The 26560-nt window shown below is 61.1% G+C and carries 26 protein-coding genes; 9 read left to right on the top strand and 17 right to left on the bottom strand.

Annotated elements, in window-relative coordinates; genetic code table 11:
- Positions 1-56: 56 nt before the first annotated feature.
- Complete coding sequence (gene rimK / locus TK06_RS19520) at positions 57-962, bottom strand: 30S ribosomal protein S6--L-glutamate ligase (protein WP_003196697.1); 906 nt, start codon at positions 960-962, stop codon at positions 57-59.
- Positions 959-1423, bottom strand: coding sequence for an ATP-dependent zinc protease family protein (locus TK06_RS19515; RefSeq protein WP_170845936.1), 465 nt, complete (start codon positions 1421-1423; stop codon positions 959-961). The genes rimK and TK06_RS19515 overlap by 4 nt, the downstream gene beginning before the upstream one ends.
- A gap of 254 nt (positions 1424-1677) precedes the next feature.
- On the opposite strand from TK06_RS19515, the gene TK06_RS19510 reads away from it, so the two are divergent.
- The 3 genes from TK06_RS19510 (at position 1678) to TK06_RS19500 (ending at position 4944) form a co-directional block, all read left to right on the top strand.
- Entirely contained in the window at positions 1678-2082 is a 405-nt protein-coding gene (locus TK06_RS19510) for an RNA-binding S4 domain-containing protein (RefSeq protein ID WP_063325185.1), read from the top strand.
- 236 nt (positions 2083-2318) lie between these two features.
- Positions 2319-3221: an Hsp33 family molecular chaperone HslO gene (hslO, locus tag TK06_RS19505; RefSeq protein ID WP_063323416.1), complete on the top strand. Its 903-nt coding sequence runs from the start codon at positions 2319-2321 to the stop codon at positions 3219-3221.
- Between the two features lie 178 nt (positions 3222-3399).
- Positions 3400-4944, top strand: coding sequence for a phosphoenolpyruvate carboxykinase (locus TK06_RS19500; protein WP_060739668.1), 1545 nt, complete (start codon positions 3400-3402; stop codon positions 4942-4944).
- Positions 4945-5011: 67 nt separating this feature from the next.
- Here TK06_RS19500 and TK06_RS19495 read toward each other — a convergent pair whose 3' ends face one another.
- From TK06_RS19495 to TK06_RS19485, 3 genes are all read right to left on the bottom strand, one after another.
- Entirely contained in the window at positions 5012-5365 is a 354-nt protein-coding gene (locus TK06_RS19495; protein WP_063323415.1) for a DUF1493 family protein, read from the bottom strand.
- 391 nt (positions 5366-5756) lie between these two features.
- Positions 5757-6023, bottom strand: coding sequence for a hypothetical protein (locus TK06_RS19490; RefSeq protein ID WP_063323414.1), 267 nt, complete (start codon positions 6021-6023; stop codon positions 5757-5759).
- A 312-nt stretch (positions 6024-6335) separates the two neighbouring features.
- A complete protein-coding gene (locus tag TK06_RS19485; protein WP_063323413.1) occupies positions 6336-7400 on the bottom strand; it encodes a S8 family peptidase in 1065 nt (354 codons plus the stop codon).
- Between the two features lie 250 nt (positions 7401-7650).
- On the opposite strand from TK06_RS19485, the gene TK06_RS19480 reads away from it, so the two are divergent.
- From TK06_RS19480 to TK06_RS19470, 3 genes are all read left to right on the top strand, one after another.
- Positions 7651-9579: a RecQ family ATP-dependent DNA helicase gene (locus TK06_RS19480; protein ID WP_063323412.1), complete on the top strand. Its 1929-nt coding sequence runs from the start codon at positions 7651-7653 to the stop codon at positions 9577-9579.
- A gap of 107 nt (positions 9580-9686) precedes the next feature.
- Positions 9687-10913, top strand: a complete 1227-nt coding sequence (locus TK06_RS19475; RefSeq protein WP_063323411.1) for a 3-hydroxyacyl-CoA dehydrogenase — start codon at positions 9687-9689, stop codon at positions 10911-10913.
- Positions 10914-10958: 45 nt separating this feature from the next.
- A complete protein-coding gene (locus tag TK06_RS19470) occupies positions 10959-11378 on the top strand; it encodes an acyl-CoA thioesterase (RefSeq protein ID WP_063323410.1) in 420 nt (139 codons plus the stop codon).
- Between the two features lie 78 nt (positions 11379-11456).
- Here the strand turns inward: TK06_RS19470 and TK06_RS19465 are convergent, their stop codons facing one another.
- From TK06_RS19465 to TK06_RS19450, 4 genes are all read right to left on the bottom strand, one after another.
- Entirely contained in the window at positions 11457-11936 is a 480-nt protein-coding gene (locus tag TK06_RS19465; protein ID WP_063323409.1) for a glycine zipper domain-containing protein, read from the bottom strand.
- Between the two features lie 297 nt (positions 11937-12233).
- Positions 12234-14582, bottom strand: coding sequence for an FdhF/YdeP family oxidoreductase (locus TK06_RS19460; RefSeq protein ID WP_063323408.1), 2349 nt, complete (start codon positions 14580-14582; stop codon positions 12234-12236).
- The gene (gene fdhD, locus TK06_RS19455) at positions 14579-15418 is read right to left on the bottom strand and encodes a formate dehydrogenase accessory sulfurtransferase FdhD (RefSeq protein ID WP_063323407.1); all 840 of its coding nucleotides are present in this window, start codon (positions 15416-15418) and stop codon (positions 14579-14581) included. Before fdhD ends, TK06_RS19460 begins: the two co-directional genes overlap by 4 nt.
- A gap of 93 nt (positions 15419-15511) precedes the next feature.
- Positions 15512-16399: a LysR family transcriptional regulator gene (locus TK06_RS19450; protein WP_063323406.1), complete on the bottom strand. Its 888-nt coding sequence runs from the start codon at positions 16397-16399 to the stop codon at positions 15512-15514.
- Positions 16400-16532: 133 nt separating this feature from the next.
- Between TK06_RS19450 and lysM the strand changes: the two genes are divergently transcribed.
- The gene (gene lysM, locus TK06_RS19445; protein WP_063323405.1) at positions 16533-16973 is read left to right on the top strand and encodes a peptidoglycan-binding protein LysM; all 441 of its coding nucleotides are present in this window, start codon (positions 16533-16535) and stop codon (positions 16971-16973) included.
- A 116-nt stretch (positions 16974-17089) separates the two neighbouring features.
- Here the strand turns inward: lysM and yrfG are convergent, their stop codons facing one another.
- Entirely contained in the window at positions 17090-17752 is a 663-nt protein-coding gene (gene yrfG, locus TK06_RS19440; protein WP_063323404.1) for a GMP/IMP nucleotidase, read from the bottom strand.
- 88 nt (positions 17753-17840) lie between these two features.
- Here yrfG and nudE point away from each other — a divergent pair, with 88 nt between their 5' ends.
- Positions 17841-18407 carry an ADP compounds hydrolase NudE gene (nudE, locus tag TK06_RS19435; protein ID WP_063323403.1) on the top strand — a complete coding sequence of 189 codons (567 nt, stop codon included), beginning with the start codon at positions 17841-17843 and terminating at the stop codon, positions 18405-18407.
- Complete coding sequence (gene cysQ, locus TK06_RS19430; protein ID WP_063323402.1) at positions 18404-19231, top strand: 3'(2'),5'-bisphosphate nucleotidase CysQ; 828 nt, start codon at positions 18404-18406, stop codon at positions 19229-19231. The genes nudE and cysQ overlap by 4 nt, the downstream gene beginning before the upstream one ends.
- Before the next feature lie 126 nt (positions 19232-19357).
- On the opposite strand, the gene TK06_RS19425 is transcribed toward cysQ, so the two are convergent.
- From TK06_RS19425 to rfbB, 7 genes are all read right to left on the bottom strand, one after another.
- Positions 19358-19813 carry a YiiD C-terminal domain-containing protein gene (locus TK06_RS19425; RefSeq protein WP_063323401.1) on the bottom strand — a complete coding sequence of 152 codons (456 nt, stop codon included), beginning with the start codon at positions 19811-19813 and terminating at the stop codon, positions 19358-19360.
- 37 nt (positions 19814-19850) lie between these two features.
- Complete coding sequence (locus tag TK06_RS19420) at positions 19851-21242, bottom strand: sigma-54-dependent transcriptional regulator (RefSeq protein ID WP_063323400.1); 1392 nt, start codon at positions 21240-21242, stop codon at positions 19851-19853.
- Positions 21239-23047: a sensor histidine kinase gene (locus tag TK06_RS19415; protein ID WP_063323399.1), complete on the bottom strand. Its 1809-nt coding sequence runs from the start codon at positions 23045-23047 to the stop codon at positions 21239-21241. The genes TK06_RS19420 and TK06_RS19415 overlap by 4 nt, the downstream gene beginning before the upstream one ends.
- Positions 23048-23118: 71 nt before the next feature.
- Entirely contained in the window at positions 23119-24000 is an 882-nt protein-coding gene (rfbD, locus tag TK06_RS19410) for a dTDP-4-dehydrorhamnose reductase (RefSeq protein ID WP_063323398.1), read from the bottom strand.
- Positions 23997-24542 (bottom strand): dTDP-4-dehydrorhamnose 3,5-epimerase, encoded by a 546-nt coding sequence (gene rfbC, locus TK06_RS19405; RefSeq protein ID WP_063323397.1) that lies wholly within the window; start codon positions 24540-24542, stop codon positions 23997-23999. Before rfbC ends, rfbD begins: the two co-directional genes overlap by 4 nt.
- Positions 24539-25414: a glucose-1-phosphate thymidylyltransferase RfbA gene (gene rfbA / locus TK06_RS19400; RefSeq protein WP_063323396.1), complete on the bottom strand. Its 876-nt coding sequence runs from the start codon at positions 25412-25414 to the stop codon at positions 24539-24541. The genes rfbC and rfbA overlap by 4 nt, the downstream gene beginning before the upstream one ends.
- Positions 25411-26493: a dTDP-glucose 4,6-dehydratase gene (rfbB, locus tag TK06_RS19395; protein ID WP_063323395.1), complete on the bottom strand. Its 1083-nt coding sequence runs from the start codon at positions 26491-26493 to the stop codon at positions 25411-25413. The genes rfbA and rfbB overlap by 4 nt, the downstream gene beginning before the upstream one ends.
- Positions 26494-26560: the final 67 nt, after the last annotated feature.

Raw genomic sequence — 26560 nt, 5'->3', positions numbered from 1 at the left:
TTCAAGCTGCAAGTTGAACCGGCTTGGCTTAAAGCTTGAAGCTTGAAGCTGCTCTTCTAACCCTTTCCTTTGGTCCGGGTCATGTTCGGCCCGCCATTCTTTTCCAGGTGTTCGATGATGATCCCAGCCACGTTCTTGCTTGTAGTGGTCTCGATTCCTTCCAGGCCTGGCGAGGAGTTGACCTCCATCACCAGCGGCCCGTGATTGGAGCGCAGGATATCCACGCCGGCCACGGCCAGGCCCATGACTTTCGCGGCCCGCAGGGCGGTCATGCGTTCTTCCGGGGTAATCTTGATCAGGCTGGCACTGCCGCCGCGATGCAGGTTGGAGCGGAACTCTCCGGGTTTGGCCTGGCGTTTCATCGAGGCAATCACTTTATCGCCGACGACGAAGCAGCGAATGTCTGCGCCACCGGCTTCCTTGATGTATTCCTGGACCATGATGTTCTGCTTCAGGCCCATGAACGCCTCGATCACCGACTCCGCCGCGGTCGCGGTTTCACACAAGACCACGCCGATGCCCTGGGTGCCTTCCAGCACCTTGATCACCAGCGGTGCGCCGTTGACCATCGCAATCAGGTCGGGAATGTCGTCGGGGGAGTGGGCAAAACCGGTGACCGGCAGGCCGATCCCGCGCCGTGACAGCAGTTGCAGCGAGCGCAGCTTGTCCCGGGAGCGGGCGATGGCCACCGACTCGTTGAGGGGAAACACCCCCATCATTTCGAACTGGCGCAACACGGCGCAGCCATAGAACGTCACCGATGCGCCGATGCGCGGGATCACCGCGTCGAACCCTTCCAGCGGCTTGCCACGGTAGTGGATCTGAGGCTTGTGACTGGCGATGTTCATGTAGGCGCGCAGGGTGTCGATCACCACCATTTCATGGCCTCGTTCGGTCCCGGCTTCAACCAGACGACGAGTGGAATACAGACGCGGATTACGCGACAGCACAGCGATCTTCATGCAACACCTGTGGCAGAGGTAGTGGACACCGGGAATGCCGGCTTGTCTTGAACGTATTTGATACCCGGATTGACCACCAATTGGCCGTCGATCAAGGCTTTGGAACCCAGTAACAGGCGGTATCGCATGGACTTGCGGCAGGCAAGGGTGAACTCGACCCGCCAGATCCGATCACCCAGTGCCAACGTGGTGCTGATCACGTAGCGGACCTGAGCGTGGCCGTTGGAGCTTTTTATTGTCTTGCGGGCCACCAGTGGGGCTTCGCAGCGGCGATGGCGCAATTGCACGACCGTACCGAGGTGGGCAGTGAAGCGCACCCACTTTTCGCCATCGCGCTCGAATGGCTCGATGTCTGTGGCATGCAGGCTGGAGGTGCTGGCGCCGGTGTCGATTTTTGCCCGCAGGCCCACGACTCCCAGATCCGGGAGCGCCACCCACTCGCGCAGACCGACAACGGTCAAATGGTCAAAAGTCTTCAATAAAAAAACCTGCGATCAGTACATCGGATCGTGGACTCCGCGAATCGCGGTATTCACGCAGAATAATCACAAAATGGCGACAGTTATCTACGCGCTTGTTTGTGCTTGTAACCGATTTCTAGCCAAGCCATGCATGTGGAGGCGATTTGGCGGACATTCTATCCGTCGGCCCGGATTCGTGCGCTCGACAAAAACGGTAGTACAGTTCCGACTATTGGCAGAAAAGAGGAATGGCAGTGGCACAAAAAAAGGAAGAGGACGACAAGGTCCGTCTCGATAAATGGTTGTGGGCGGCGCGATTCTACAAGACGCGGGCCCTGGCCAAGACCGCCATCGAGAGCGGCAAGGTTCATCACCGCGGAGAACGTTGCAAGCCGGGCAAGGAGCCACGCGTTGGCGATGAATTTGTCATTCGCACCGGCTTCGATAAAAAGACCGTGGTGGTCGAAGCTTTGTCGATCGTGCGTCGCGGCGCACCTGAAGCGCAGGCGCTGTATCGTGAGACCGAAGCCAGCATCGCCAAGCGCGAAGCCGCCGCCGCGCAACGCAAGGCCGGCGCCCTGGGGGTCAGCACCGATGGCAAGCCGAGCAAGAAGCAGCGCCGGGACCTGTTCAAGTTTCACGGCAGCAATAACGAATAAAAAGGCTGGCGCAAGGCCCGTGGCGAGGGAGCTTGCTCCCGCTGGGCTGCGTAGCGGCCCCAAAATCTGACGGTCGCTGCGCAACCGAGCGGGAGCAAGCTCCCTCGCCACAATGACAATTCGGATTGAGTCATCGGTCTCTTCCCGTCAGGCAAACCCAAGCCTTGCTTGGAACCCACCGGCAATGCCCATAAAATGCCCGCCATCATTTGTCATCACCTCAGATACCAGACCCTATGACTGATTTACCGGATACCGACTACACCCAACGTTTCATCTTCGATGACAGCGACGCCCGTGGCGAGCTGGTGGCGTTGGAGCGTAGCTACGCCGAAGTCCTCGCCAAGCACCCCTATCCGGAGCCGGTCGCACAACTGCTCGGCGAGCTGATGGCGGCTGCGGCGTTGCTGGTGGGCACCTTGAAGTTCGATGGCTTGCTGATTCTCCAGGCGCGTTCCGAAGGTCCGGTCCCGCTGCTGATGATCGAGTGCTCCAGCGAGCGCGAGATCCGCGGCCTGGCCCGTTATCACGCCGAGCAGATCGCGCCCGACGCGACCCTGGCCGACATGATGCCCAACGGCGTGCTGGCCCTGACGGTGGACCCTACCCATGGCAAGCGCTACCAGGGCATCGTCGATCTCGATGGCGTGACCCTGGCTGAATGCTTCACCAACTACTTCGTCATGTCCCAGCAGACCAATACCCGCTTCTGGCTCTACGCAGACGGACGGCGTGCCCGCGGTTTGCTGTTGCAACAACTGCCTGCCGATCGCCTGCGCGACCCGGAAGAACGCGACGCCAGTTGGCAGCACGTCACCGCTCTGGCCAGCACCCTGAGCGCCGATGAGCTGTTGAGCCTGGACAACGAAACCGTGCTGCATCGCCTCTATCACGAGGAGCAGGTACGCTTGTTCGACGGACAACCGTTGCGCTTCCAATGCAGCTGCTCTCGTGAACGTTCTGCCAATGCGCTGGTCAGTCTGGGTCTGGAAGATGCGCAGCAACTGGTGATCGAGCATGGCGGTGCCATCGAGATCGATTGCCAGTTTTGCAACGAGCGCTACCTGTTCGACGCGGCGGACATTGCGCAATTGTTCGCCGGTGCGGGTGTCGACACACCGTCAGATACTCGTCACTAAAACGGTTCAGCGCAGGTAAATCTCCTGGCAAACGCCGGATTTACGCCGTACTGACGGGAGGGCCCTACTCTTTTTGGGGTTTTCTGGCATAATCCGGCCCACTTTTTTCGGGTAGTAGTGCGCGACTTCCTACTACAAAACGTTTGGAGCACTCGGCCATGGGCCGACGGGGAATCTCATGACGCAAGCCAATAACGCCGTGTACACCGATCTGAGTGTCGATGATCTGGTCAAAGAAGCCCTGAATCGCGGTGAAGGCGAGCTTGCCGATACTGGCGCGCTGGTTGTTCGTACCGGTCATCGTACCGGTCGCTCACCAGTCGACCGTTTCATCGTGGAAGAGCCAACCACCCAGGACGCCATCGCCTGGGGCCCGATCAACCGCAAGTTCCCGGCCGACAAGTTCGATGCCTTGTGGAACCGCGTTGAAGCCTACCTGGGCGAGCGCGAGCGTTTTGTCTCCCATGTGCATGTAGGTTCCGATCCTGCGCACTACCTGCCGGTCAAGATGACCACCGAGACGGCCTGGCACAACCTGTTCGGTCGCTGCCTGTTCATCAACCCCGAGCAGTACAACGCCGGTGGCAAGGATGAGTGGCAGATCCTCAACGCGCCGAACTTCGTCTGCGAGCCTGAGCGCGACGGCACCAACTCCGACGGTACCGTGATCATCAATTTCGCGGCCAAGAAAGTGCTGATCGCCGGCATGCGTTACGCCGGTGAGATGAAAAAAGCCCTGTTCTCCGTGCAGAACTTCCTGCTGCCAGCGGTCGACGTGCTGCCGATGCACTGCGCTGCCAACATGGGCGAAGAGGGCGACGTTACCCTGTTCTTCGGTCTGTCGGGCACTGGCAAGACCACCCTGTCTGCCGATGAAAGCCGTTACCTGATCGGCGACGACGAGCACGGCTGGGGCGTGGGCGTGGTCTTCAACATCGAAGGCGGTTGCTACGCCAAGTGCATCGACCTGTCCGAGAAGAACGAGCCGGTTATCTGGAAAGCCATCCAGCACGGCGCCGTGCTGGAAAACGTCGTCCTGGACCCAGTCACCAAGAAAGCCGACTACGCCGACGACAGCCTGACCCAGAACAGCCGTGCCGCCTACCCGCGTGAGCTGATCGAAAAACGCGCACCGAAAAACCTCGGTGGTGAGCCAAACGCCGTCATCTTCCTGACCTGCGACCTGACCGGCGTACTGCCGCCTGTGTCGATCCTCAGCGAAGAGCAAGCCGCCTACCACTTCCTGTCCGGCTACACCGCGCTGGTGGGCTCGACCGAAATGGGTTCGGGCAGTGGCATCAAATCGACCTTCTCCACCTGCTTCGGCGCCCCGTTCTTCCCGCGTCCGGCCGGCGAGTACGCTGAGCTGCTGATCAAGCGCATCCGTGGTTTCGGCTCCAAGGTCTACCTGGTCAACACCGGCTGGACCGGTGGCGGCTATGGCGTCGGCAAGCGCTTCAACATCCCGACCACCCGTGCGGTGATCGCGGCGATCCAGAGCGGCGCGCTGATCGGTGCTGAAACCGAACACCTGGACATCATCAACCTGGACGTGCCGCTGGCTGTTCCGGGCGTCGAGACTGGCCTGTTGAACCCACGCAACACCTGGGCCGACAAAGCTGCCTACGACGAAGCGGCCAAGGCCTTGGCCGGGTTGTTCACCGAGAACTTCAAGAAGTTCGACGTCAGCGACGCGATCAAGGCTGCTGGTCCGCAGCTGTAAGGCTCGGTTAGCAGATGAAAAAGCCGCCCTCTTCAGGGCGGCTTTTTTGTGGGCGCTGTCTTACCAGCTAGGCGTTTTCCACTTCCTGCGTATCCCATCGTTGTGCCTTGATGGCCTTGTAGAGCATGCCGATGGTCAACGGCATCTTATTGCCACGGCCCTTGGCCCTGCGCTTTTGAAACACGTCAAAGCCTTCCGGCTGGAAGTAGCGGTAAGCGTCATAGTCGACGAGATCGATGGCGAACCGCTCCTCCAATGCCTCCATCAGATGCCGAGCATCCGCGCCATCGCAGCCCAGATCGAAATTGATTGCCGTGCCCAGGCGAATGGTCTTGCGCTCGGGCAGGCCGATTTCTTCGTGGAGCAGTCCCATGAGTTGGCGCATGGCTGGGTCGTCGGGGAAGTCTGGGCTGAGGCGCATGGTGAAATGTCCGGGCTGAAGGGGCGTGTCTATCGGGGTGAAAGTCTAGGGCGAAATCGTTGCCCATTGGAAAAAGAAGAAAAGTCTCACAACAGTCTCGGAACCGTCTGGTAAGGGCTCTTTTGGTCGCTCGGTATGGTTTGCCGCGCCCTTCAATGGGGGTAATGCTGTTCACTTAAGGCCATCGACAAACCCGTGGCGAGGGAGCTTGCTCCCGCTGGGCTGCGAAGCGGCCCCTAAACCTGCCAAACGCGCAGCATCAGACACACCGCACCCGCCGGTTTACGACTGCTTCGCAGCCGAGCGGGAGCAAGCTCCCTCGCCACAGGTCCATCATTTTCTTAAGTGAACAGCATTACCCTTCGAGGGCGGTTTTTTTATGGACGGCTAATTAACGCAACCGCTGCCGCACAACCTCCAGCAACTCGCTGCCATCTTGAGTCAGCAGATAAAGCGCATGAATGATGTTGGGAATGTCTTTCACATCGGCATGTTTGAAGCATAGGCAGTGAAGGGTTTCGAGCAGGTCGCTGGACGCGCGGATTCGTTGGGCGGCGGCGTCGCAGAGGTCGTGGAGGTTGGCCTCGGTGTCGATGGCCAGAATCGGCGTGTTGTTGAGTCGCTGGTATCGATCGATGGGCGGATTATCCGTGTGCATTTGAGCCCTCTTCAGTACGATTTTCAATCGCGCTGAAAACTATAGAGGGCTCCTTCCAGGCACCGCAATAGGACCTGAAAGGACAGCTTGTGTAGGACGTTTACCAGCGTCTGACGCTTGGATGAAATGCTTGCTCCAGGGCTAGCTGACCCGTCTTCATTTCCCATTCACTGTCTGACCAATCCTACAAACTCGCTGTAGGGACGGCTTAGGATGCGGCAGGCCATTTCCGACAGGCTAGTCATCTCGCCGTTACAAGAATTGATGAAAAACCAGCGGTGGAAGCGAGCTCCACGTCGATGGTGCAGTACTTTAATCCGCTATGGGGGCGGGGACTCGTCGTGAGGCCGTCTCCAGATCCATCAACCCCCTGCCATAGGCCTCACTGTTGGCATAGATGCCCGTGCGGTTGGCTGTCGCCAGCAGATGTTCGCGGACCTGTTGCGGGTTGAGTTGCGGGTAAAGGCTTTGCAGCGCAGCCAGTGCGCCACTGACCAAGGCTGCGGCTGGAGACGTGCCGGCGGTTTGCACGTAACGACCCTCCTTGCCCACCGTGAGCAAGCCTGCCTGCGCCCCGGAGTCGCCGCCAGGTACGGCGATGCACCAGGCGGCTGCAACGCCGCAATAGTTGGATTTGCCATTGATCGCGCTGCCGTCGTTTTTCAGCGCAACCACCGCGAGCCACCCTTTTTCCAGTTCAGGCAAGGCCACCGGCAACCCTGGTTCGGCCAAAGGCTCACGCTTGAGTTCGTTACCTGTCGGGAAGACGAACACGGCGCCGTCCGCGACCAGTTCTCGAGCAACGGCCAGAGAGTCGGGCATGACCTGGTTGTAACGCGCCTCATTGATTTCGGTGGCGGGGATGGAGTTGGCCCACGAGTTGTTGAACAGGCGGGCGCCCTTGTCGAAGCCGCTTTGCCAGGATTGTGCGATTTCGCTGTCAAAGAAAAACGGCTCGTTGTCGTCGCCAAAACGAAAGGGGATCAACCGAGCGTTGAACGCGATGCCATGCATACCCTGGTCGTCCTTGTTGGCGGCGAGTATGCCGGCCATTTGCGTGCCGTGGCCGATGCGGTCAATCGTGCCTGGACGGTTTTCGACGTAATCGAATCCGGGATCGCTCAGTCGCCCTTCGAACTCCTTCAGGCGGGTGTCGAGCCCCGAATCGATCAGTGCGACCAGCACACCCTGTCCAGTGCCGCCACGGGCATATAACGCCGAGGCCTTGACGACGGCCAAGCCCTGCTGAGCGTGATACTCCGGTGTTTCGAACACGGCCGGTTCCACCCCGGAGGGTTCAGCAATGGTCAGGCAGCCGACCAGCAGTGAGGCGGATGCTATCGCCAGGGCGCGTAGCACGGGAAACAGGTGTGGCATGGTTCGATCCTTGAAGAGAGTCTTGAGCGTCAGGCTTCCTGGCCTGGCTCATGGATAGACGGCGCACCTTAACCCGCAAACGGAGGGGGAACGAGGCATCAAAGTGCCCGGATTTGTATCTCCTCGTGGCAAAGCAATCGGACGTTGAGGCTGTATCATCCGGTATCGTTTTTTACCCCGACCTTTTCTCGACGCGCTGCGCTGTCCCGCTAGTCTTTGGGTCTCGCAGCAGTCAGAGGAGCGACCGCTCATGCACAGCACCCTGGAACAGGTTTTCGGTTATCCACAGTTTCGCCCCGGTCAGGAGTCTGCCATCGGAGCAGTCCTGGCCGGTCGGTCGGCAGCGGCCATTTTTCCCACCGGTTCCGGCAAGTCCCTGTGTTATCAATTGCCAGCCCTGCTATTGCCGCATCTCACCCTGGTAGTCTCGCCATTGCTGGCGCTTATGCAGGATCAGTTGGCGTTCCTGCAACGTCACGGCATCGCGTCGGCCAGTATCGATTCGGCCCAGAGCCGTGACGAAGCCAACGACGCCATGGCGCGGGCCCGTTCGGGGGAGTTGAAGATCCTGATGATTTCCGTGGAGCGGCTGAAGAACGAGCGTTTTCGCAACTTTCTGCAGCAGGTGCCGATCTCGTTGCTGGTGGTGGACGAGGCCCACTGTATTTCAGAGTGGGGGCATAACTTTCGTCCGGACTACCTCAAGCTTCCCGATTATCAGCGCCAGTTCAATATTCCCCAGGTGTTGCTGTTGACGGCCACCGCGACACCCAAGGTCATCGCCGACATGCAGGCGAAGTTCGCCATCGCCGCCGAGGATGTGGTGACGACTGGTTTCTATCGGCCCAATCTCAACCTGCTGGTCGAACCCGTGCGCGGTGCGCACAAGCGTGCACGGCTGGTGCAATGGCTGGGCGAACGTCCCGGACAACCGAGCATCGTCTACGTCACCTTGCAGCGAACCGCCGAGCAGATAGCCGAACACCTGACCCAGCACGGCATCGGGGCCGAGGCCTATCACGCCGGTTTGCCCCACGAACAACGCGAAGCCATCCAGCGGCGGTTCATGGGCGGGCAGTCCAATTGCATTGTCGCGACCATTGCGTTCGGCATGGGCATCGACAAGAGCGATATTCGCAACGTGGTGCATTTCGACTTGCCCAAATCCATCGAAAACTACAGTCAGGAGATTGGCCGGGCCGGGCGGGACGGGCAACCGTCCGATTGCCTGGTACTGGCCAATCGCGACAGCCTCAACGTGCTGGAGAACTTTGTCTATGGCGATACTCCTGAGTTGGAGGGCATTCGTCGTGTGCTCGATGAGCTGAAGGCCGCCGCGCCCGATGGGCAATGGGAGTTTTTGCTGGGCCCCCTGGCGGACCAGAGCAACATCCGGCAGTTGCCGCTCAAGACGCTGCTGGTCCAGCTGGAACTGCGTCGGCTGATCGCGCCGCGTTATGCCTATTTCGCGGAGTACCGCTTCAAGCTCCTGACTGAGCCACAAGAACTGCTGGAGCGCTTCGAAGGCGAGCGAAGGGATTTCGTCTCGGCCATCATCCAGACCTCCAGTCGCGCCCGGACCTGGGCCACGGTGAATTTCGACGGGATGTACCAGCAGTATCACGCTGAACGCAGTCGCGTGGTCAAGGCACTGGATTACTTCCAGGAGAAGGGCTGGATCGAGCTGGAAAGCAAGCAGATGACCGAGGTGTACAGCGTGCTGGAGACGAATGTGGATACGCAGGTCCTGGGCGCCGAACTGCATGCTTATTTCACCCGGCATGAACGCGGTGAAATCGCGCGGATCCATGCCATGCTCGAGTTGTTCGCCACCGAACGTTGCCTCGGTTATCGATTGGCGCAGTATTTCGGCGATGACAACGCGCCGCAGCAGTGCGGTCATTGCTCGGTGTGCCACGGACAGGTCGCTCAATTGCCGGAACCGCCGTCGTTGCCGGCACTTGTGGATAAAAACTTCGAGACGCTGTGCGGTGACTTTATCCACAGGCATGAGGAGCACACCGGCAACCCACCTTCCGCCGAGCGCTTGACCCGGTTTCTGTGCGCGATCAGCGTGCCGTTGTTCACCCGGTTGAAGGCGCGAAAGATCCATGGATATGCCGCACTGGAGGAGTATCCGTACGCAGAGGTTCGCCATTGGGCTCAAGCGCACCTGTGAACTGCATCCATCCGCTGAATGCCTTGCATCACACGAATAAATTTCAAAAACATTCGGCGGCTGACTAAGGTGAAGGCTGTCTTTGGATCGCCAACAAGAGAGCAAACATGAGCCAGACACCTTTCGATATTCAGCGTGCCGCGGTGGTCGGTGCAGGCACCATGGGGCGGGGCATCGTGATGTGCCTGGCCAACGCCGGCGTGGCGGTGCAGTGGGTCGACAACAATCCGCAGATGCTCGAGCAGGCACTGGTCGCCGTGGCCGAGACCTATGCCCATGGCGTGCGTCAGGGGCGTATCGATCAGGGTGAGGCTGACGCGCGGATTGCCCGGGTGACACGGGCGGATGATTACGCGGCGATCCGCAATGTGGATCTGGTGATCGAAGCGGTCTACGAGAATCTCGAGCTCAAGCGGAGGATTTTTCGTGAACTGGACGGTTTGCTCAAACCCGCGGCGATCCTGGCGAGCAACACCTCGGCGCTGGACATCGATGCGATCGCCGCGGTCACCCGCCGGCCAACCCAGGTGCTGGGCCTGCATTTCTTCAGCCCGGCGCACATCATGAAACTGTTGGAAGTCGTTCGTGGTGCGCAGACTTCCAAGGCGGTGCTGGACGCGGCCCTGGTGTTAGGCAAGCGCATGGGCAAGGTCAGCGTGGTATCGGGCAATTGCCATGGGTTCATCGGCAACCGGATGCTTCATCCTTATGTGTTGGAGGCTCGCAAGATGTTGCTCGAGGGGGCATTCCCCCATCAGGTCGATGCGGCATTGCAAGGCTTCGGTTTCGCCATGGGGCCGTTTCGCATGTACGACGTCGTCGGGATCGACCTGGAGTGGCGCGCACGAGAATTGGCAGGAACAGGCCAGGATGCGCCAGAGGTCCAGGTAGACAACCGGCTGTGCGAGCTGGGACGGTTCGGCCAGAAAAGCGGCAATGGGTACTATCACTACGAGCCGGGCAGTCGACAGGCCGAGCATGATGTCGAGGTCGATGCGCTGGTGCTACGGGTCAGTGAAGCGCTAGGTTTCCAGCGGCGCGAGATTGGCCCGCAGGAAATCCTCGAACGGTGCTTGCTGGCGTTGGTCAACGAGGGCGCGAAAATCCTGGAGGAGGGCATTGCCGAGTCGGCCCAGGACATCGATCGGGTCTACCTCAACGGCTACGGTTTCCCTGCGGACAAGGGCGGGCCGATGGCCTGGGCCGACGGGCAGGGGCTGGAGGATATCCACGCACGCCTGCTGGCGCTCGAAACGAAGCAGGGCGACCAGTGGAAGCCCGCGCGTCTGATTGGCGATCTGGCAGCGCAGGGCAAGGGTTTCGCGCAGGCCTGAGACCGGGCCACGTCAAGATCATTGAACAACCGTAAAGGACACCTGATGCCCCAACGCAACGAATACCGACACTTGCAAGCCATTACCACGCGCTGGCACGACAACGATGTGTACGGTCACGTCAATAACGTCACCTATTACAGCTTTTTCGATAGCGCTGTGAATACCTACCTGATCGAAGTCGGTGGTCTGGATATCCATGACGGAGAGGTGGTGGGGTTCGTGGTGAGTTCGGCCTGTGACTACTTTGCCTCAATCGCCTTTCCAGACCGGATTGAAATCGGCCTGCGGGTCGGGAAGCTGGGCAGCAGTTCGGTGCAGTACGAGCTGGCGGTGTTCAAGGTCGGCGAGGAGGAGGCCTGTGCGGCGGGGCGTTTTGTTCACGTATTTGTGGACCGGGCGTCGAATCGGCCGGTGGCGATTCCGGACCGACTACGTGGGGCTTTGGAACTGTTGGTGGTCTGAAACAAAAAATCGCAGCCTCCTGTCAGCTCTGGGAGCTGCCGGAGGCTGCGATCTTCAACGGCGGTTATCAGTCAGCCGTTAGTCGCGGTAGTAGCGATGATGTTTTTTGCGATGCCCGTAGGCATGGCCACGACCTGGGTGGCCGTCACGGTAGTAGCGGCGATCACCACGGCGACCGTCATAGTGACGATCATCGTCATCGTCCTGGCCCATGTAGTTACCCAGGGCACCACCAGCGCCGCCGCCCGCTGCCGCACCGATCAGGCTGCCAGTGGTGCCGCCGACGCTGCGACCGACCACGTTACCGCCGGCTGCGCCCAGCGCGCCGCCGATCGCTGCTTCGCCGCGGCTGTGTTTGTCTGCACCGACTGCACTGCCGCCCGCGCCGCCCAGCGCCGCGCCGATAGTGGAGCCGGTGTTGCCGCCCAGGGACTGGCCGACGACCGAACCCAAAACCCCGCCCAATGCGCCGCCCACACCTGCTTCGGCAGTACCACCGGCGGAAGCGATGCCACTGGCCAGGCTAAGGGACAACAAGAGAATGGAGGAGAACTTCATAGAGGAGCCTCAAAGGGATGACGGCGCGATCCTGAGGCTGGCTTCGCTTGGTTACAATAGAAATCCGACGAGTAACACGACTTGTGCACAATTCTCTAAGTTATTGTTTTTTGGTGGGAACTTTAGACAATTTGGTCGGTCTTTAGCTACTTCGGACAGGCCGTTTTCTATGGAAAACGGCCTTTTTTGTGGGCGCTGGAAAGTACTCTGTAGCGAGGGGGTATCGCTGGGCTGCGACTCCCTTTTCTGGTTGCTGCGCAACCAAGCGGGAGCAAGCTCCCTCGCCACAATACTGTGTCAGGCCGACTTGGCCAGGATCAGTCCATTCTCGCTCGCCGCTTCCAGACGGATCGCGACGAATTTCGACGTTGGGGTGTGGCTTCCGTCGCCCGTGCTTTCCAGTGGCACCAGCGGGTTCACTTCTGGGTAATAAGCAGCAGCCTGCCCGGCAGGAATGTCGAATGCCAGCAGGGTAAAGCCCTTGACCCGCCGTTCGCGCCCGTCATCCCAGAGCGAGACGATGTCGGCTTTCTGCCCCGGCTTGAAGCCCAGTCGAATGATGTCCGCTTCGTTGGCAAACAACACGTCACGCTGGCCCTTCACACCGCGATAGCGGTCATCGAGGCCATAGATGGTGGTGTTGTACTGATCGTGGGAACGCATGGACTGCATGATCAGGTCGGGCAACTGGCCGGTGGCCCGGGTGCGTTCATGCACAAGATCGGTCGGCAACCGGTTGGGCTTGAAGTTGGCGCGGCCCGACGGGGTATTCCAGCGCCGCGAACCGGCGCTATTGCCGAGGTAGAACCCACCAGGGTTCTTCAGCTTTTCGTTGAAGTCCTTGAAGCCTGGTACGGTGTCGGCGATCAGGTCGCGGATGCGACTGTAGTCGGCCACCAGCCAGTTCCAGTCCACCGGACGGCTACCCAGTGTGGCGGCGGCGATGCCGGCGATGATCCACGGTTCGGAGCGCATCTGGTTCGACAGCGGCTGCAGCTGGCCCATGGAGGCATGCACCATGCTGAAGGAGTCTTCCACGGTCACCGCTTGCGCACCTTCGGTTTGCAGATCAATGTCGGTGCGGCCCAGGCACGGCAGGATCAGCGCTTCCTTGCCGTGAGCCAGATGGCTGCGGTTGAGCTTGGTGCTGATCTGCACCGTCAGGTCGCAATTGGACAAGGCCTGGAACGTTCGATGGCTGTCCGGCGTGGCTTGGGCGAAGTTGCCGCCCAGGGCGATGAACACTTTCGCCTCACCGCTGGCCATGGCGTGGATCGCCTCGACCACGTTGTGGCCGTTTTCACGCGGCACCTTGAATTGGAAGCGCCGCTCCAGCGAATCGAGGAACGCCGTTGGCGGACGCTCGTTGATGCCCATGGTCCGGTCACCCTGGACGTTGCTGTGGCCACGTACCGGGCACAGGCCTGCGCCTGGCCGGCCGATGTTGCCGCGAAGCATCATCACGTTGGCGATTTCCTGGATGGTCGCCACCGAATGACGGTGCTGGGTGATACCCATCGCCCAGCACATGATCACGTTCTGGCTCTTGGCGTACATGCGCGCCGCTTGCTCGATGTCGACCAGGGTCATGCCCGATTGCTCGACAATCTGTTCCCACGGCGTGTCGTCGACCGCCGCCAGGTAATCCAGCACGTTGGTGCTGTGCTCATTGAGGAACGCGTGGTCGAACACCGCCGCAGCGCCAGTGTTCTGCGCTTCGCGCTCCCACTGCAGCAGGAACTTCGCCATGCCGCGCAAGATCGCCATGTCGCCACCCAGGGCCGGGCGGAAATAGGCGGTGTTGGTCGGCTTATTGCCGTTGGTGAGCATTTCGATCGGGTTCTGCGGATGCTGGAAGCGCTCCAGGCCACGCTCCTTGAGCGGGTTGATGCAGACCACTTGGGCGCCGCGTTTCACCGCCTCGCGCAGTGGTTCGAGCATCCGCGGATGGTTGGTCCCGGGGTTCTGGCCCCAGACGAAAATCGCATCGGCGTGTTCGAAATCGTCGAAGGTCACTGTGCCCTTGCCCACGCCCACGCTCTGGGACAGCGCTACGCCGCTGGCCTCGTGGCACATGTTCGAGCAGTCGGGGAAGTTGTTGGTCCCGTAGGCGCGCACGAACAGCTGATACAAGTAGGCCGCTTCGTTGCTGGCTCGGCCCGAGGTGTAGAATTCGGCCTGGTTCGGGCTGGACAACCCTTGCAGGTGCTTGCCGATCAGGTCGAACGCCGCTTCCCAACTGACGGGTTTGTAGCGGTCGGTTTCGGCGTCGTAGCGCATTGGCTCGGTCAAGCGACCCTGGTACTCGAGCCAGTAGTCGCTCTGCTCCAGCAGTGAGCTCACGCTATGCTTGGCGAAAAATGCACCATCGACGCGGCGCTTGGTCGCTTCCCAGTTCACCGCCTTGGCGCCGTTCTCGCAGAACTTGACCATGCCGCTTTCCGGTGAATCACCCCAGGCACAGCCTGGGCAGTCAAAACCGCCATTCTGGTTGGTCTTGAGCATCATGCGGATGTTTTTCAGCGCGTTGTCGCTGGTCAACCAGGCCTGAGCGACGCTGATCAGCGCTCCCCAGCCACCGGCCGGGCCCTTGTAGGGCTTGTAGCGCGGTACGGGTTTCTGGTCGGCTTGTTGATGATTGCTCACGCTTGTTTCTCCATCGCAGGGCTGTAGACCCGTGGCGCACTTTTTTGTGGCAGGTGGATGAGGTTGAGGTTGTGTTGGCGGGCCCACTGCACCGCAAGGCCCGTGGGTGACGACAGGCTGACCAGGGTCTGGATACCGGCCCGCAGGACTTTCTGGATCAGTTCGAGGCTGCAACGGCTGGTGACGATCGCTACGCCGCCGGCTACCGGGATCTGCTGCCGGACCAACGCGCCGATCAGTTTGTCGAGGGCGTTGTGCCGGCCGATGTCTTCGCGACCCAACAGCAATTCGCCTTGGGCGTTCATGAACAACGCGGCGTGGACTGCGCCGCAGTATTGACCCAGGGGCTGGAACTGGCTGATGCGGTCACGCAGGCCATCGAGCCATTGGGCGGGTGGCAGCGGCGCGCCGGGCAGCACATTGAGGTTTGGCAATGCCTGTTCCACTGCCTCTACGCCGCACAAGCCGCAGCCACTGGTGCCCGTCAATTGCCGGCGTTGCTGCTTGAGGTTCCAGAAGGCGCGGTTGGCGATGGTCACCTCGGCATGGTGCGCAGCACCCGTGCCGCTCAGTTGCAGGTCATAGATGTCCGATGTGTCTTCAATGATGCCGCTGCCGAGGCTGAAGCCGACGATGAAGTCTTCAAGGTCGGTGGGGGTGACCAGCATGACTGCCTGGCTGATGCCGTTATAGGCAATCGCCAGCGCCACTTCCTCGGCCAGCGCGGTGCTGTCCGATTGGGAGTGGTCCAGATTGCAGTAGCGATAGCTCTGGCTGGCGGCCGGCGCGGATGTTTCCATCGCTGGCGCTGGACTGACCGGAGGCTTGTCGTTCATAGGCATCACTGAAAGTAGGAATAGTGTTAAGACTAAATGCGGCAATCTGCCACGTCTAATCGCTATTACTGATCTCTCAATAGATGACGTCGATCAAGATGTTGTCGATGATTTCTGGTAAAGGGCAAAACAGGCCTCTGCCAAGGCCGAACGTGGGGCGCCGCGCCGCATGATCAGGCCCAGCGGGACTAAGGTCTGCGCGCTTTCGATGGGCTGGATGCGCAAATCTTCGGTCAGCACATTCAGGCCGCTGTCCAAGGGCATCACCGCGCAACACAGTCCACCGTGCACCGCTTGTAACAATTGATGCACTGCGTCGGTTTGCAACAGCGGTTGAGGTGTGAGGCCCCGGCTGTGGAAGTTGTGGTCGATGGATTGGCGAAAATGCATGCCGCTGGTGAGCATGCCCAGGGGCAGCTCGATCAGCGCTTCCCAACTCAGCGGTTGTTCGCCGAAAAAGAAATAGCGCTGGTCGTAGAGCAGGCCCATGCGGGTGTGGCTGAAGGGCAGGGCTTCGAAGCGCTCGTTGTCCAGGCGTTCCAGGTAGGAAATACCCAGGTCGATACGGTTGTTCGCCAGCTGTTCGAGGATGCGTTCGGAGCTCAGGGACGACAATTCGAATCGCAGGTTGGGGTGCTCGGCGTGCAAGCGCTGCATCATCGCCAGGGGGTCGAAGTCCGACAACGGCACCACGCCCAGGCGCAGCGTACCCACCAGGTTGCCACGACAGGCCGCCGCTTCGGCCTGCAGCCCGTCATAGGCCGCCAGCACCGTACGCGCCCAGGCCAGTACCCGTTCCCCCGGCGCGGTGAAACCTTCAAAGCGCTGGCCGCGATTGACCAGCGGCAGGTCAAGTTCTTCTTCAAGACTGCGCAGGCGCATCGACAGGGTCGGCTGGGTGATGTGGCAACGTGCGGCGGCTTGGCCGAAGTGGCGGGTTTCGTCGAGCGCGATGAGAAATTTCAGCTGCTTGATGTCCATCTTCGCTCCAGGGCGCAGGAAGGTTCGGATTCTAGCGCTTGCGCGTGGCGGGGTCATTGGTCGGTTGGGAACCGGGTTCGTCTCGCCTGGTCTAGTCTTTGCGTCTGGACACTTAAATCAAGGAGCGTGTGCCATGAGTATTTTTAGCTTTGTGAAGGAAGCAGGAGAGAAGCTGATCGACCTGCTGACCCCCGGCAATGCCAATGCCAGCGAACAACTGAAAGCGCATATTGAAAAGGTCGGCCTGGGTAATCCGAATGTTCAGGCGACCCTCGACGGCGACAAAGTCATCGTCACCGGTGAAGTAGCGAGCCAGGAAGAAAAGGAAAAGATCCTGTTGGCGGTGGGCAATATCGAAGGTGTCGGCAGTGTCGACGACCAGATTACGGTGACTGGCCCGGTAGCACAGGCGGCGCGTTTCGTGACCGTGAAGAAGGGCGACACACTCAGCGCCATCTCCAAGGCCGAGTACGGCGACGCGAACAAGTACAACAAGATCTTCGAGGCCAACAAGCCGATGCTGTCGCACCCGGACAAGATCTATCCGGGGCAGGTGCTACGTATTCCCGAGTAGCCGGTTTCCTGTGGCGAGGGAGCTTGCTCCCGCTCAAGTGCGCAGCACTTGTCTGGAAAAAAAGGGGCCGCTTCGCGGCCCAGCGGGAGCAAGCTCCCTCGCCACAAAGGGTTTTTTCAGAGCCCTTCGATCAGCGTCCGGTAATCTATCAACGCTTCAAACTCCGCCGTGTCCTTCGGTCCCTTGCGGCTATCCGGCTCGCTCACGGCCAGCAAGTGCGCCACGCCGAAGTCCCGGGCGCTGCGCAACACCGGCAGGGTGTCGTCGATGAACAGGCTGCGGGCCGGGTCGAAATTCAAGTCGGCTTGCAGTGCGTCCCAGAACTGCGGGTTTTCCTTGGGAAAGCCGTAGTCGTGGGAGCTGATCAGGCGGTCGAAGTAAGGGGCCAGCTCGATGCGCTCCAGCTTCAGGGACAATGAGTCGCGGTGGGCGTTGGTGATCATCACCACGCGCTTGCCGGCCCGCTGGATCGCCGCCAGGAAGGTATCGGCGTCCGGGCGCAAGGCGATCAGGTGCGCGGTTTCCAACTTCAGTTCGCGTACCGGCAGTTTCAGCTCGGCGCTCCAGAAATCCAGGCAATACCATTGCAACTGGCCGGCGTTGCGCTCGAACAGCGGTTGCAGCTCCATCTCGGCCATCGCCCGGCTCACGCCATGCAGTTCGGCGTAGCGCTGTGGCAGGTGTTCGAGCCAGAAATGGTTGTCGTAATGCAGGTCCAGCAGGGTGCCGTCCATGTCCAGCAGAACCGTATCGATCTCATGCCAGGGCAGCAAAGCCATAAAACTTCTCCAGCGGTAATCGGATATCCGACACAAACAATCAGAATAGGCCGGGTATAGTAGCCCGCTATCGCCCAGGGAGCCGTTTATGCGCCAGAAACCCACCATACTCGATCGCCAGATCGTCGCTACCAGCCGCCTGTTTTGTGTGGAAGAACTGAAATTGCGGTTTTCCAACGGTGTGGAGCGCACCTATGAACGTCTGGCGAGCAAGGGGGCGGGCTATGGCGCGGTGATGATCGTGGCGATGCTCGATGCCGACCACGCTGTGTTGGTGGAAGAGTATTGCGGGGGCACCGACGCCTACGAACTGTCCCTGCCCAAGGGCTTGATCGAGCCAGGTGAAGATGTGCTGGCGGCGGCCGAACGGGAACTCAAGGAAGAGGCCGGTTTCGGAGCGCGTCAATTGGAACACCTGACCGAACTGTCGCTGTCCCCCGGCTACATGAGCCAGAAGATCCAGGTGGTGCTGGCGACCGATCTGTATGAAGAACGGCTGGAGGGTGACGAGCCCGAGCCGATGCGCGTGGACAAGGTCAACCTGCGTGAGCTGTCGGCCCTGGCACAGAACCCGCTGTTCACGGAGGGCCGGGCCTTGGCAGCGCTGTACCTGGCCCGTGACCTGCTGACCCAGCGTGGAGCGTTCCTGTCATGACTTTCCCTCATCCGTTGATGGCCCCTGTAGTCGAGCTGGCGCTCCAGGCCGGTGATGCGATCCTGCCGTTCTGGCGCGCCAACGTGCAGGTCAACCACAAGGCCGACGAGTCGCCGGTGACCGCTGCAGACATGGCCGCTCATGATGTGATCGTGGCCGGGCTGATGGCGCTGGCCCCGGATATTCCGATCCTCTCCGAAGAAGACGCCGATATTGCCCAAAGCGTGCGCGCCGGCTGGCATCGCTGGTGGCTGGTAGACCCGCTGGATGGCACCAAGGAGTTCATTTCCGGCAGCGAGGAGTTCACCGTCAACATCGCGTTGGTGGAGCAGGGCCGTGTGGTGTTCGGTGTGGTGTCGATGCCCACCAATGGGCGCTTTTACGTCGGCGGTGCAGGGCTGGGCGCCTGGCGTGGTGATAAGGGCGGCGTGCCTTTGCCTATTGCGGTTCGTGACGTCCTGGCCCCGGGTGAAGCTTTTACCGTGGTCGCCAGTCGTCGGCACACCAGCCCGGAGCAGGAACGCCTGCTGGATGGTTTGAGCGGGAGCCTGGGTGAGCTGCAACTGACCAGTATTGGCAGTTCGTTGAAGTTTTGCCTGGTGGCCGAAGGCGCGGCGGATTGCTATCCACGGCTGGCGCCGACCTCCCAGTGGGACACCGCTGCCGCCCAGGGTGTATTGGAAGGTGCGGGTGGCGAGGTGTTGGATTTGAACGGTGAACCGTTCTGTTATCCACCGCGGGAGTCGCTGTTGAATACATCGTTCCTGGCGTTGCCGGCGAAAGCGGCATGGCGGGGCAAGCTATTGGAGTTGGCCCGTTCCTGAACCGTACCTGCTTTCCTGTGGCGAGGGAGCTTGCTCCCGCTCGGTTGCGCAGCAACCGCAAAATCTTGGGGCCGCTTCGCAGCCCAGCGGGAGCAAGCTCCCTCGCCACAGGGGGGCTGCGTTGCTTCAGCGGTGCAACACGTACTGCCCCTCGAACTGCACTGCCACTTCCTCACTTCCGGTATTCAACACTTGCGTCTGCAAGGCCAGTCGCGCCCGGCCATAGCGCCGATAGGTGGCCAGGAAGCGTTTCCAGACCTTTTCCTCGGGCGCATCGCAGACGACGGTCGCATCGCGGGTCACCGGCAGCGGATAACTGATCTGCCCTTCCTGAATCACGATATGCCCGTCTTCGATGCCTTCCTCGCGCAGGGCCAGGTGCAGCCAGCCCCAGCCGCCGAGCACCGCGCCGCAATACAGGCTGCCACCGAACATGGTGCTCTTGTGGTTGACGTTGGCTGCAAGCGGCAAGGACAGGCGTAGTTGCCGGGCCTGCCAATCGAGCACCTTGAGGCCCATGTCCCGGGTCAAGGGGATGTCGTGGTGCAGGATCGATTCCAGGTAACGACTGTCGCGGTTCATTGCGGGGCCTTTTGCTTGAACGGGAAATGACGATAACTCAATCGGACTCATCGGCCGAACCATGGCTGCTGTCGCCGAAGTGCAGCCCATGTTTGCGTAACTTGTCGTGCAATGTCTTGCGTGGAATGCCCAAGGCTTCGGCCAGGCTGCGCACCGAGCTGTGGGGGCGTGCCAGTTCGGCGGCGATCAGGGTTTTCTCGAAGTTTTCCACCTGCTCGCTCAAGCCTCCACTGACCAGTTCCACCGGTGCGCCGGGGTTGCCGTCTGGCGCGCTGTTATCCAGGGCCAGTTCCAGTCCCAGGGCAAAGCGTTCGGCGGCGTTCTGCAATTCCCGCACATTGCCCGGCCAACTGTGGCGCAGCAGCAGCGCCCGTTGTGCCGGTTGCAATTCATGGGGCGGCAGCCCGTGGCGAGCACTGGCTTCGTCGGCGAAATGCTGGAACAGCATCAGCGTATCTTCACCCCGTTCACGCAAGGGCGGTATGCGCAGCGGCGCGACGTTCAGGCGGTAATACAGGTCGGCGCGAAAACGCCCTTGGTCGGCGGCCTGGCGCAGGTCTTCCTTGGTGGCGGCGATTACGCGGATATCCAGCGGGATCTGGTGATTGCCCCCCAGCCGCTCCACCACGCGCTCCTGCAGCAGGCGCAGCAGCTTGACCTGGACATCCAGGCTCATGCTTTCGATTTCATCCAGGAACAGCGTACCGCCGTTGGCGAATTCGAACTTGCCGATGCGGCGCTTCTGCGCGCCGGTAAAAGCGCCGGGTTCGTGGCCGAACAGCTCGCTTTCCACCACCGACTCGGCCAGGGCGCCGGCGTTGATGGCCACGAACGGCCCGTTACGCCGGCTCGAAAGGTCGTGCAGCGCCCGAGCGACCACTTCCTTGCCGGCACCGGTTTCACCGAGGATCAGCACGTCGGCGCGGGTGGCGGCCAGTGCGCCGATCTGCTCGCGCAGGCGCAGCATCGGCGTCGATTGGCCGACCAGGCGGGCGCTGAGTTCATGCCGGTCGCTGAGGGCCAGGCGCAGGCTGCGGTTGTCCAGCACCAGGCGGCGCAAGGCCAGGGCCCGGCGCACGCTGTCGAGCAGATGATCGCTGGCGAAAGGCTTTTCCAGGAAGTCGTAGGCCCCGGCGCGCATTGCCTGCACCGCCAGTGGCACGTCGCCATGGCCGGTGATCAGCAGCACGGGCAGCTCCGCGTCTTGGGCGTGGAGTTCGTTCAGCAACTCGAGGCCGTCCATGCCGGGCATGCGAATGTCGCTGACCACGACACCCGGCCAGTCACGGGGCAGTTGCCCGGCCACGCCCTTGGCTTCGGCCAGGGGCAGGATTTTCAGGCCGGCCAGGTCGAGGGTCTGGCTCAAGGCCTGACGTAGATGGGGATCGTCGTCGATCAGCACCACCTCAATCCGGTTGTCGATGGTCATACACTTCGGTCCTCGGACGGTTGCAAGCTCACCCCGGGGGCTCCGGCGCGCAGTTTCAGGGTAATCAGGGCGCCACCTTCCTTGTGGTTGGCGAACGACAGTTCGCCGCCGAAGGCGCGCATCAGGGTGTCGCAGATCGCCAGTCCCAGGCCAAGGCCTTGGGTGCGCGTCTTGGTGGTGTAGAAGGGCTCGCCGGCGCGGCCCAGGGCTTCCATGCAAAACCCCGGGCCGTTATCGCGGATGTACAGGTTGACGCCGGTTTCGGTGGCCTGGGCACTGAGCCAGAGTTTGCGCGGTGGGCCTTTCTCGGTGAGCGCATCAAGGGCGTTGGCCAGCAGGTTGCCGAGTACCTGGCGCAAGCGGGTTTCGCCAGCCTCGACCCACAGCGTGGCGGCCGGCAAGTCGCGGATCAGTTCCACTTCCATGCTGCGCCGGCGTTTGGCGAGCAGCGCCAGGGCGTCGTCCAGCGCCGGTTGCAGGGCGACGCTTTCCGGCGCATGTCGGTCGCGGCGGGCGAAGGCGCGCAGGTGGGCGATGATCGAGGCCATGCGCCCGGTCAGTTCGCTGATCAGCTTGAGGTTGCCCCGGGCATCTTCGGTACGTTGGTGATCGAGCAAAATCTCGGCGTTTTCCGCGTAGCTGCGAATCGCTGCCAGCGGTTGGTTGAGTTCGTGGCTGATGCTCGCCGACATGGTGCCCAGGGCAGACAACTTGCCGGCCTGCACCAGGTCATCCTGGGCACGGACCAACTCTTGCTGAGCCTGTTCGCGCTCCAGCACTTCCTGCTTCAACCGTCGGTTCAGTCCTTCCAGGTCGCTGGTGCGCTCGGCCACCCGGCCTTCCAATTCTTGACGGGCCTTGGCTTCGAAGGCGATTCGATCCAGGTAATGGCGCCTGCGCTGCATCATCAACCCGAGCAACAGCATCAAGACCAGCAAGGCCGCGCCACCGATGGCGACAACGGTGCGCACCGGACGATCAATCAGCGTGCGCGGGGCGAGGATGCTGACGCTCCAGCCGGTTTCCTCGATGGACTGGGTCTGGGTCAGCCAGGCGTTGTCGTTCAGGTTCAGCGGCTTGGGCTCGCGGGTCGGATACGGTTGCACCGCACTGATGGCCTCGCGCTCGGCGTCATTCAAGGGTCGGGTCGCGCGAAATCGCCACTCTTGTCGCGACGTGAGGATGACCACGCCATTGTGGTCGGTCACCAGTAATTGTTCGGGAGTCTTGCCCCACAGGCTTTCGGTGTGGTCGAGATCGACTTTGACCACCAGCACGCCAATGACTTTTTCGCGGTCGTGCACGGCGGCGGCGAAGAAATAACCGCGCTTGGCCGACGTGGTGCCCAAGCCGAAGAAGCGACCCAGGCGTCCGGCCATGGCTTCGATGAAGTACGGCCGGAAGGCGAAATTGCGTCCGACGAAACTGTCGTGTTTGTCCCAGTTCGACGCGGCCAGGGTTTTGCCGGAAGGGTCCATCAGGTACATGACTTCGGCGCCGGTCTGGGCGCTGATGTTTTTCAGCAGCCGGTTGGCATTGCCTTGGGTCACGCCATCGTCGGGTGCCGACAAAGCGGCGCGCAAGGCCGGCAGGTCGCCGAGAATCTGTGGCAGTACCTCATAACGGTGCAGTGTGCCCAACAGGTTGGCGACGTAGAGGTCCAGGGTCTGGCGATTTTGCCCGGCCAGTTCGCTGCGGTAGTAACGTTCGGCCAAGTGCTCCAACGGCCACAGCAACGGCGCCAGGCACAGCGCGAGCAAGGCCAGGCTGCGCCAACGGGGTCTGCGGGGAAGGGTGGAATTCATGAGCCTCGGACGCCTGTGGTGACAGGCGTATTATGCCTAGTTGCCTTGCAAATACTATTTGTAAGGCAGTACTAGGCTTGTCCGGCGAGGCACTGCTGCAACGCGTCTCGCCAGTCCGGTTGGCTCACTGCCCACTCCTTGAGCAGGCGCGTGCAATCCAGGCGCGAGTTGAGTGGCCGCGGGGCTGGAGTCGGATAGGCGCTGGATTCAATCGGCTCAAGCAGTGCACACGGCTTGTGTCGCTCAAGCAGGTTTTCGCCGATGGCCTGGGCGAAGCCGAACCAGGACGTCTCGCCCCGGGCTGTCAGGTGATAGGTGCCCCAGGCGCCGGGTTGGCCGGCCTGCCAGCGCTCGATCAATTGCGCGGTGCTGTCGGCAATGGTGCCGGCCCAGGTCGGTGCGCCGACCTGGTCGGCGACCACCCGCAACTGCGGTTTTTCCTGCAACAGGCGCTGCATGGTCAACAGGAAGTTGCGGCCCTCGGTGGAGTACACCCAACTGGTGCGCAGAATCAGGTGCTGGCCGCCAGCTTGGCGGATGGCATTCTCGCCGGCCAGCTTGCTGCGTCCGTAGACACTCAGCGGGTTGGGCGTGTCGTCCTCGGTGTAGGGGGCGGATTTGAGGCCATCGAAGACGTAGTCGGTGGAGTAATGAATCAGCGGGACGCCCAGCGCAACCGCTGCCTGGGCCAGGATGCCCGGTGCCGTGGCATTGATGGCGAACGCCCGCTCCGGTTCACTTTCGGCCTGATCGACGGCCGTGTGGGCGGCGGCATTGATGATCAGGCCGGGCTTGAGGGCTTCGATGGGGGCACGCAGGCAATCCGGTTGTGCCAGGTCGAGCTGGTCGCTGCCGCGTACGGTCAACTCGCCCAGGCCGCTCAGGCGCGATTGGAGCGCCCGGGAAACCTGGCCATTCTGGCCGATGATCAGGATACGCAAGGGGGCACTCATGGGAACAGGTCGGCCTCGTGCAGGGCTTTGCCATTCAGGTCCTTGGCCGAGAGGATCGGCGTGCCTTCGAACTCCCAATCGATGGCCAACTGCGGATCGTCCCAGCGAATGCAGCGTTCGGCCGAGGGGGCGTAGTAATCAGTGGTCTTGTAGAGGAAGTCCGCTGATTCGCTCAGTACGACGAAACCGTGGGCAAAACCTGGCGGGACCCACATCTGCCGGTGGTTCTGCGCCGACAGGCGTACGCTGGCCCATTGGCCGAAGGTCGGCGAGCTGCGGCGGATGTCCACCGCGACATCCAGCACTTCCCCCGCCGTGACGCGCACGAGTTTGCCCTGGGTTTGTTCGATCTGATAGTGCAGGCCCCGCAGCACGCCCCGGGTGGAGCGTGAATGGTTGTCCTGGACGAACTGCAGGGTGCAGCCAGTCGCTTCGGCAAACGCCCGGGCATTGAAGCTTTCGTAGAAAAACCCCCGGTCGTCGCCAAAGACTTTCGGTTCGATGACCAGGACGTCTGGCAAACGGGTGGCGATGACATTCATCGTGTTTCTCCGGCGATCTTGAACAAGTACTGGCCGTAGCCGGTCTTGCCAAAATACTGGGCGCGCTCCAGAACGTGCTCGCGGCTGACCCAACCTTGCTGGTAGGCAATTTCTTCCAGGCACGCCACTTTCAGGCCTTGGCGATGTTCGATGGTCTGCACGTATTGCGAGGCTTCCAGCAGGCTGTCGTGGGTGCCGGTGTCCAGCCAGGCGAAACCACGACCGAAGCGCTCGACGTGCAGGTCGCCGCGTTGCAGGTAGGTATTGTTGACGTCGGTGATTTCCAGTTCGCCGCGCTTGGACGGCTTGATGGCCTTGGCGATCTTGATCACGTCGTTATCGTAGAAATACAGGCCGGTGACCGCGTAGCTGGATTTGGGTGCGGTGGGTTTTTCTTCGATGGACATCGCCCGTCCTTCTGTATCGAAGTCGATCACGCCAAAACGCTCAGGGTCCTTGACCCAGTAGCCGAACACGGTCGCGCCACTCTGCCGGTTGACGGCGGTCTGCAATTGTTCACCAAAATGCTGGCCGTGGAAAATGTTGTCGCCCAGGATCAGGCACACCGAGTCGCTGCCAATGAACTGTTCGCCAATCAGGAACGCTTGGGCCAAGCCATCGGGCGACGGCTGCTCGGCATAGCTGAACCGTACGCCAAACTGATGGCCATCGCCCAACAGGTTGCGGTACTGCGGCAGATCATGCGGCGTGGAAATCACCAGGATGTCCTTGATGCCGGCGAGCATCAGCACCGAGATCGGGTAATAAATCATCGGCTTGTCATAAATCGGTAAAAGTTGCTTGGAAACCCCGAGGGTGATCGGGTGCAAGCGTGTGCCGGAACCGCCGGCCAGGACAATGCCTTTCATCATGCCATTGCATCCTTGTTGTCGAGCGAGCCCAGGCGCTCGCCTTGATAGCTGCCGTCCTGGACACGTTGGCACCACAGCAGGTTTTCGAGGTACCACTGCACGGTCTTGCGCAGCCCGGTCTCGAAGGTTTCCCGTGGTGTCCAGCCCAGTTCCCGTTCGATCTTGCTGGCGTCGATGGCGTAGCGCAGGTCGTGGCCGGGGCGATCCTGGACGAAGCTGATCAGGTCGGCATAGTGCTCGATCCCTTCGGGCTTGCGTGGCGCCAGTTCTTCGAGCAAGGCGCAGATGCTGCGCACCACGTCGATGTTTTTCTGCTCGTTGTGACCGCCAATGTTGTAAGTCTCGCCGACCATGCCTTCGGTGACGACCTTGAGCAGTGCACGGGCATGATCCTCGACAAACAGCCAGTCGCGCACTTGCTGGCCGTCGCCATAGACCGGCAACGGCTTGCCGGCCAGCGCGTTGAGAATCACCAGTGGAATGAGCTTCTCGGGGAAGTGAAACGGCCCGTAGTTATTGGAGCAGTTGGTCAACAGCACGGGCAAGCCGTAGGTGCGTTGCCAGGCACGGACCAGGTGGTCGGACGCTGCCTTGCTCGCCGAGTACGGTGAGCTTGGGGCATAGGCGGTGGTCTCGGTGAACAGGTCATCCACACCGTGCAGGTCGCCATACACTTCGTCGGTGGAAATGTGGTGGAAGCGAAACGCACGCCTCTGCGGCTCGGGCAGGGCCTGCCAGTAGGCTCGAGTGGCCTCCAGCAGGCTGTAGGTGCCCACGATGTTGGTCTGGATGAAGTCCGCCGGGCCATCGATGGAGCGGTCTACATGGGACTCGGCCGCCAAATGCATGATGGCGTCAGGTTTGAATCGCGCCAGCACCGCACTGACGGTTGGTTGGTCGACGATATCGGCCTGGACGAATTCGTAGCGGCTGTCGTGATCGATGCTGCTCAGTGATTCGAGATTGCCGGCATAGGTCAGCTTATCGAGGTTCAGAACCTGGTGTCCGGTATCAAGAATCAAGTGCCGTATGAGAGCCGAGCCGATGAAACCGGCACCGCCAGTGACGAGAATGCGCATCCGGGTAAGCCTTTTTCCGTGAGACGACAGAGCTTTAGGAGCATAGCTTGTAGGCATGGCGAGGGGC

It is taken from the genome of Pseudomonas fluorescens (genome assembly GCF_001623525.1).
Classification (GTDB): Bacteria; Pseudomonadota; Gammaproteobacteria; order Pseudomonadales; family Pseudomonadaceae; genus Aquipseudomonas; species Aquipseudomonas fluorescens_Q.
This window is presented reverse-complemented; position numbering and strand designations above follow the sequence as displayed.

Coding starts and splice junctions, on each gene's coding strand:
- rimK (WP_003196697.1), bottom strand. CDS start 962: ATGAAGATCGCTGTGCTGTCGCGTAATCCGCGTCTGTATTCCACTCGT.
- hslO (WP_063323416.1), top strand. CDS start 2,319: ATGACTGATTTACCGGATACCGACTACACCCAACGTTTCATCTTCGAT.
- TK06_RS19500 (WP_060739668.1), top strand. CDS start 3,400: ATGACGCAAGCCAATAACGCCGTGTACACCGATCTGAGTGTCGATGAT.
- TK06_RS19495 (WP_063323415.1), bottom strand. CDS start 5,365: ATGCGCCTCAGCCCAGACTTCCCCGACGACCCAGCCATGCGCCAACTC.
- TK06_RS19490 (WP_063323414.1), bottom strand. CDS start 6,023: ATGCACACGGATAATCCGCCCATCGATCGATACCAGCGACTCAACAAC.
- TK06_RS19485 (WP_063323413.1), bottom strand. CDS start 7,400: ATGCCACACCTGTTTCCCGTGCTACGCGCCCTGGCGATAGCATCCGCC.
- TK06_RS19480 (WP_063323412.1), top strand. CDS start 7,651: ATGCACAGCACCCTGGAACAGGTTTTCGGTTATCCACAGTTTCGCCCC.
- TK06_RS19475 (WP_063323411.1), top strand. CDS start 9,687: ATGAGCCAGACACCTTTCGATATTCAGCGTGCCGCGGTGGTCGGTGCA.
- TK06_RS19470 (WP_063323410.1), top strand. CDS start 10,959: ATGCCCCAACGCAACGAATACCGACACTTGCAAGCCATTACCACGCGC.
- TK06_RS19465 (WP_063323409.1), bottom strand. CDS start 11,936: ATGAAGTTCTCCTCCATTCTCTTGTTGTCCCTTAGCCTGGCCAGTGGC.
- fdhD (WP_063323407.1), bottom strand. CDS start 15,418: ATGAACGACAAGCCTCCGGTCAGTCCAGCGCCAGCGATGGAAACATCC.
- TK06_RS19450 (WP_063323406.1), bottom strand. CDS start 16,399: ATGGACATCAAGCAGCTGAAATTTCTCATCGCGCTCGACGAAACCCGC.
- lysM (WP_063323405.1), top strand. CDS start 16,533: ATGAGTATTTTTAGCTTTGTGAAGGAAGCAGGAGAGAAGCTGATCGAC.
- yrfG (WP_063323404.1), bottom strand. CDS start 17,752: ATGGCTTTGCTGCCCTGGCATGAGATCGATACGGTTCTGCTGGACATG.
- nudE (WP_063323403.1), top strand. CDS start 17,841: ATGCGCCAGAAACCCACCATACTCGATCGCCAGATCGTCGCTACCAGC.
- cysQ (WP_063323402.1), top strand. CDS start 18,404: ATGACTTTCCCTCATCCGTTGATGGCCCCTGTAGTCGAGCTGGCGCTC.
- TK06_RS19425 (WP_063323401.1), bottom strand. CDS start 19,813: ATGAACCGCGACAGTCGTTACCTGGAATCGATCCTGCACCACGACATC.
- TK06_RS19420 (WP_063323400.1), bottom strand. CDS start 21,242: ATGACCATCGACAACCGGATTGAGGTGGTGCTGATCGACGACGATCCC.
- TK06_RS19415 (WP_063323399.1), bottom strand. CDS start 23,047: ATGAATTCCACCCTTCCCCGCAGACCCCGTTGGCGCAGCCTGGCCTTG.
- rfbD (WP_063323398.1), bottom strand. CDS start 24,000: ATGAGTGCCCCCTTGCGTATCCTGATCATCGGCCAGAATGGCCAGGTT.
- rfbC (WP_063323397.1), bottom strand. CDS start 24,542: ATGAATGTCATCGCCACCCGTTTGCCAGACGTCCTGGTCATCGAACCG.
- rfbA (WP_063323396.1), bottom strand. CDS start 25,414: ATGATGAAAGGCATTGTCCTGGCCGGCGGTTCCGGCACACGCTTGCAC.
- rfbB (WP_063323395.1), bottom strand. CDS start 26,493: ATGCGCATTCTCGTCACTGGCGGTGCCGGTTTCATCGGCTCGGCTCTC.